Origin of the sequence: Flavobacterium sp. (assembly GCF_040382755.1) — a bacterium.
In the GTDB taxonomy this organism is placed as follows: Bacteria; Bacteroidota; Bacteroidia; order Flavobacteriales; family Flavobacteriaceae; genus Flavobacterium.
Genome location: NZ_JBEIET010000123.1, coordinates 1 through 5,755, shown reverse-complemented (window position 1 = coordinate 5,755; position 5,755 = coordinate 1). Strand labels below are relative to the sequence as shown.

Here is a 5,755-nt window from a genome sequence, read left to right as displayed (position 1 = left end):
AATTTCTTCGTGCACTTGCACTACTAATTCTCGAGTAGGCACTAAAATTAGTACTCTCGGTATATCGGTATGTACAAATCGCCATTGCTTTAAAATAGGTAACAAATAGGCAAACGTTTTACCCGTTCCGGTTTGTGCAATACCCATTACATCTCTACCAGACATAACGATTGGAAAGGCTTTTGATTGGATAGGAGTGGGAGTTGTGAAACCTAAATCGTCTATAGCTTTTTGTAGCGAAATTGGAAGATTAAGTTGTTCGAATGTAACCATTTGTATGAAAATTTAGGCAAAGATAACATTAAGTTAGAAGTTAGTAGTCAGAAGTTAGAAGTTTTTTAATTGGGAACACGGATTTAATAGATTTCACAGATTATTTTTTTAAACACATAGGCACATAGTTTTTTTTGAAATTATTTAGAAGCTTCGCTTTAGATAGGGAACATAGAAATTTCGTTTTGATATGATAGGAACACAGATTTGACAGATGTAACGGATTTCCACTAATTTTTAATTTTAAACACATAGGCACATAGTTTTTTTTGAAATTATTTAGAAGCTTCGCTTTAGATAGGGAACATAGAAATTTCGTTTGATATGATAGGAACACGGATTTCAATGATTTAACGGATTTTTTAATATAAAAAGTTTGCTATTGATTTTTGCCTTTTTCCTTTTACCTTTGTCCTTTTACCCACAAGATGAAACACGAAATTATCATTACCAAAGACGGTTCTACGTCTATTTATATTCCAGAATGGGATGAAACGTATCATTCTAAATTTGGTGCGATACAAGAAGCAAAACACGTATTTATAAAAAACGGATTGGCACTTTTTGAAGACGTTTTGGAAATTTCGATTTTAGAAATTGGTTTTGGTACCGGATTAAATGCATTCATTACGATGTTGGAAGCCGAACACCGACAAATAAAAGTGAATTATGTTGCCGTTGAAGCGTATCCAGTAGCATTTGAAGATATTGTACAGCTCAACTACGTCACGCAATTGGAAGTACCCAACCGTCAAGCGGATTTTGAATGCTTACATACGTTGCCTTGGGAAGAAACTATTGAAGTAACGTCTAATTTTACCCTAACCAAGCGTAAACAATTTTTTAATGACATTACTGATGAAAACACGTTTGATTTAATTTATTTTGATGCTTTTGGCTACAACGTGCAACCCGAATTATGGAATGAAGCTATTTTTGAAAAAATGTACGATGCCCTAAAAAGCAAAGGCATATTAACCACTTATGCGTGCCGTACCACCATTAAAAATGCTATGCAACACGCTGGTTTTGAAACCAAAAAATTACCAGGCGCACCCGGAAAAAGAGAAATGTTGCGTGCTTTGAAAATTGGGTAATTATTTTTTTAGTTACCACGCGAAAGGATTCGAGCGGCAGCGGGGGTATTTTTGTTAATTAACTTTGTAATTATTAAATATTTCACGATATCTCCAAATAATTTTACCAATGGCTGTGAACTCTTCACGACTTCCTCTTTCAAATGCGAAACCTTTTTCAATCATTTGAGTTAACGCTTCTCCACCAATAGTCCCACCATTTTCAAAAAAATGCCCTACCGACAAAAAGGTGTTCCATTTATTATCTTTTTTTAATTCTGCGACTTTGTCTGTAATTGGTGGAGGAAACTTGTCTGGTGAATTGAAAAATGTTTCACTCACAGGGTAAAAGAATATGTTTGAGAAATTTTCAATTTGTATCATCTTAATTTCATTCTCATTTTTCAATTGATTAAGAGATTCATTTAAGTCAAGTATATCAATGGTGTTTTTTTTATTACTGGTTTCTGAGTTTTCTAATTTTTTCTTAGTAATGTCTAACTCTTTAATAGTTCTTGTAATTGTATTACTTTGCTCTAATAGATTTTCATCTTTTTGTTTTATCTGTTCTGTTTGTTCATCAATTGTTTTAGAGAATATTCTAACATTTTTTCTTTGTTCTTCATATTGGTCAAAATATTCTTCGCGTTCTTTTACTACATTGTCATATTCATTCTTTCTCACAACGTCTTTGTTGATAATTTTTCCAGTTATCATTGGCATTAATCCAAATTCTACCCATATTACCAAACTTCTTGTTCCAACAATAATTAAATAACCTAAAAACATATAAATTATTGCTTGTAATGCCTCCCACATAAATAATATAAATGAAAGATTATCATTAATATATGTTCTTATAAAAAAAATTTTATCTTGTAATGTGCAGTCAGAATCAAAGTTGAATAATGTATACCATAATTCCCAATGATGAATTATTAGCACTAATATAAGTGTTCCAAAATAAGGATTAGTTAATTTATCTTTAATGTTACTAAAAAATGAATTTATAACTTCCATTAGGTTGTTTAATTTATAAGATTTGTTAGATGCTTTCTGCTAACGTTTTGCAGTTTGACGAAGTGAGTGATTTATATGCACTTGCTTTCAATTTAGCACTAAACCCGCCATTTCTGCAAACTGCTGTTAGCCGTTCGTGTTTTCTTTTATTTGTTTTATCATGTCTTCGAAAGCATCTTTTACATTTAATTGTTTATTCCATGTCAAGTTTAAATTAAATTGTTCTCCCCATAATTCAAGACCTAATAAAGCAATTCCCCAACATTCAGAATCAGCACTTAAATTTAGTTGATTCAATGCTGAAACTAATCTGTCCTCTGTATTTGGATGTTTTATTCCGGTTGTTGTAGCTTTAAAGAAGAACATCGATAAAATACCCAAAGTAATTCCAATTTGAATCGGCAATTCATTAATTTTATTTGGAAATATTCCTTTTTTAATTAATTCTATTGCCTCAAAATCTGCTTCTTTTTCAAATTCTATATAATGTGAATTTTCAAGTTTGTTGTTTACAATTTCATCAATGTGTTTTACAGCATGAATATATTCATGGCATAAGATAAATTTATTGGCTTCTGTGTAAAAACAGTTTGGTTGTTCTATGTAATCTCTATATTCTGCGAGATATTTTTCAGGGTTTGGAAGTTTTTCTTTATCCCATGTTTCAAAGTCAACAATTAAAAACTTTGCGTATCTAAAAAGTTCATTTGCTTTTTCTAATATTTCGTCATCAATTTTGTATACTTCTTTTCCGTAATAACTATTATGTTTTGGAAAATCTATTTTTTGAAGATAAATTGTATAAATAGAATGGCAAATACACCACAAATAGGATAAAAATGTTTCTTCCAAATAAATTGCTCTGTCGTCAAATTTTATAAATGGTGTTTTTGTTATTCTATGGTCACCATAAACTATATTAATTTGTTTTGAAATTCCTTTTTCTGCAATTGTATTACTTAATTCTTTTTCAAAATCTGGATTTGTATTTTGAAAAATGAAAACTATCATATTGTGTAATACTCGAATTGGTTGATTTCCAAAGTGAAATCTTTCACGGTAATGATTTATTTCTCCTTCTTTTTGAAAAATCCAATTCATTTTTAAGTTTTTTTGGGTAACATGACGGCTAACTCATTTATATGCGAAATAAAACTTCGTATATACACCCATATTTGGGTAGATTTGCGAAGTTTTTTTTACTTTTTTATTTAAATCAAATATATTAAATCATTTTGAAACTTCTTTGTAGAATGATTCCTACAAAAATGAAGTAAAAAGTAAAAGGGAAAAAGTTGAAAGTCGAATGTCGAAAGTCGAAAGGAAAAATCGTAAAAAGGTGTTGGAATTTGGAATTTAAGATTTGGAATTTAAGATTTGGAATTTAAATTTTTTTTACAACTTTTCTTGCAATGCTTTAATTTCATCTCTAAACTTGGCGGCTTGCATAAAGTCTAATTCTTTAGCGGCTTTTTCCATTAGTTTACGTTTGTCCCTAATTTTTTGTTCAATTTCGGGTTTGCTTAGGTACTCGCTTTCGGGTTCGGCGGCTTTGTAGGCTTGGTTTTCGTAGTATTGTGTAGAAACGGAATTGGCGCTAAAAGTATTGCCCAAACTCTTGTTTAAAGATTGTGGCGTTTTGCCGTGTAAGGTATTGTAAGCCGTTTGTTTTTCGCGGCGGTAAATGGTTTCATCAATAGTGTGTTGCATACTTGCCGTAATTTTGTCGGCATACATAATGGCTTTTCCGTTAATGTTTCTGGCGGCTCTCCCTACGGTTTGCGTTAACGAACGTTTGCTTCGTAAAAAACCTTCTTTGTCCGCATCTAAAATCGCCACAAGCGATACTTCGGGTAAATCCAAACCTTCACGTAATAGGTTGACGCCAATTAGCACATCAAAAACGCCTTTTCGTAAATCTTGCATAATTTCTACACGTTCCAAAGTATCTACATCGGAATGAATGTAACGGCATCGTATCGAAACTTTGGTAAGGTATTTGGCTAATTCTTCAGCCATTCGTTTGGTTAACGTCGTGACTAAAACACGCTCGTCGGCTTCGCATCGTAACTGAATTTCTTCAATTAAATCATCTATTTGATTCGCACTTGGACGAATTTCAATAATCGGATCTAATAATCCTGTAGGGCGAATAATTTGCTCTACATACACACCTTCCGATTTTTGCATTTCGTAGTCGGCAGGCGTAGCAGAAACATATAACACCTGATTTTGTAGGGCTTCAAACTCTTCAAATTTTAAAGGGCGGTTGTCCATTGCGGCAGGCAAACGGAATCCATATTCTACCAAGTTTTCTTTTCGGCTTCTGTCGCCACCATACATCGCGTGTACTTGCGATATGGTGACGTGACTTTCATCAATAACCATCAAATAATCATCTGGAAAATAATCCAATAAACAGAAAGGACGCGTACCCGGTTCGCGACCATCAAGGTAACGCGAATAGTTTTCAATTCCAGAACAATAGCCCAATTCGCGAATCATTTCTAAATCGAAATTGGTGCGTTCTTCTAAGCGTTTGGCTTCTAAATGTTTGCCGATTTCGCGAAAATATTCGACTTGTTTTACCATATCTTGTTGGATTTCCCAAATGGCTTTTTGCAAAACATCTGGAGAAGTCACAAACATATTGGCAGGATAAATGCTTAACGAATCGTATTTTTCCAATACTTGTGACGTTCGGGCATCAAACGCTTCAATTTCTTCAATTTCATCGCCAAAAAAGTGAATTCGAAACGGTTCATCGCCATAACTTGGAAATACTTCTACGGTATCGCCTTTGATACGAAAAGTTCCAGGCGTAAATTCCATTTCGGTACGCGCATACAAACTTTGCACCAATTGATGCAATAATTTGGTTCGAGAAATGGCTTGTCCGCTTTTTAAAGTAATCACATTTTTCTGAAATTCAACCGGATTTCCAATACCATATAAGCAAGAAACCGATGAAATTACAATGATATCTCTCCGGCCAGAAAGTAGGGCAGAGGTGGTGCTTAAACGAAGTTTTTCGAGTTCTTCGTTAATAGATAAATCTTTTTCAATATAGGTTCCCGTTACCGGAATAAAGGCTTCGGGTTGGTAATAATCGTAATACGAAACAAAATATTGTACAGAATTATTAGGAAAAAATTGCTTAAATTCCGAATACAATTGTGCCGCAAGGGTTTTGTTGTGTGCTAAAACTAAAGTAGGTTTCTGCACTTCTTGAACCACATTAGCTACCGTAAATGTTTTTCCTGAACCCGTAACCCCTAATAAGGTTTGGTATTTTTCGCCATTGATGATGCCTTTAGCTAATTTTTCAATTGCTTGAGGCTGGTCGCCAGTGGGAACGTAATCGGATACTACTTGGAATTTCATTT

The 5,755-nt window shown here is 33.3% G+C and carries 5 protein-coding genes; 1 reads left to right on the top strand and 4 read right to left on the bottom strand.

The window, feature by feature from the left end:
- The coding region (locus ABWO04_RS09510) for a DEAD/DEAH box helicase (RefSeq protein WP_353079490.1) at positions 1 to 273 on the bottom strand (273 nt) is incomplete at its 3' end.
- A 428-nt stretch (positions 274 to 701) separates the two neighbouring features.
- On the opposite strand from ABWO04_RS09510, the gene mnmC2 reads away from it, so the two are divergent.
- Complete coding sequence (gene mnmC2 / locus ABWO04_RS09505; protein ID WP_353079489.1) at positions 702 to 1,370, top strand: tRNA (5-methylaminomethyl-2-thiouridine)(34)-methyltransferase MnmC2; 669 nt, start codon at positions 702 to 704, stop codon at positions 1,368 to 1,370.
- Positions 1,371 to 1,424: 54 nt separating this feature from the next.
- On the opposite strand, the gene ABWO04_RS09500 is transcribed toward mnmC2, so the two are convergent.
- The 3 genes from ABWO04_RS09500 to uvrB all read right to left on the bottom strand — a co-directional run bounded on the left by ABWO04_RS09500 (position 1,425) and on the right by uvrB (position 5,753).
- A complete protein-coding gene (locus tag ABWO04_RS09500; RefSeq protein WP_353079488.1) occupies positions 1,425 to 2,369 on the bottom strand; it encodes a hypothetical protein in 945 nt (314 codons plus the stop codon).
- A gap of 126 nt (positions 2,370 to 2,495) precedes the next feature.
- The gene (locus tag ABWO04_RS09495) at positions 2,496 to 3,470 is read right to left on the bottom strand and encodes a phage exclusion protein Lit family protein (RefSeq protein WP_353079487.1); all 975 of its coding nucleotides are present in this window, start codon (positions 3,468 to 3,470) and stop codon (positions 2,496 to 2,498) included.
- Between the two features lie 294 nt (positions 3,471 to 3,764).
- Positions 3,765 to 5,753 (bottom strand): excinuclease ABC subunit UvrB, encoded by a 1,989-nt coding sequence (uvrB, locus tag ABWO04_RS09490; protein ID WP_353079486.1) that lies wholly within the window; start codon positions 5,751 to 5,753, stop codon positions 3,765 to 3,767.
- Positions 5,754 to 5,755: the final 2 nt, after the last annotated feature.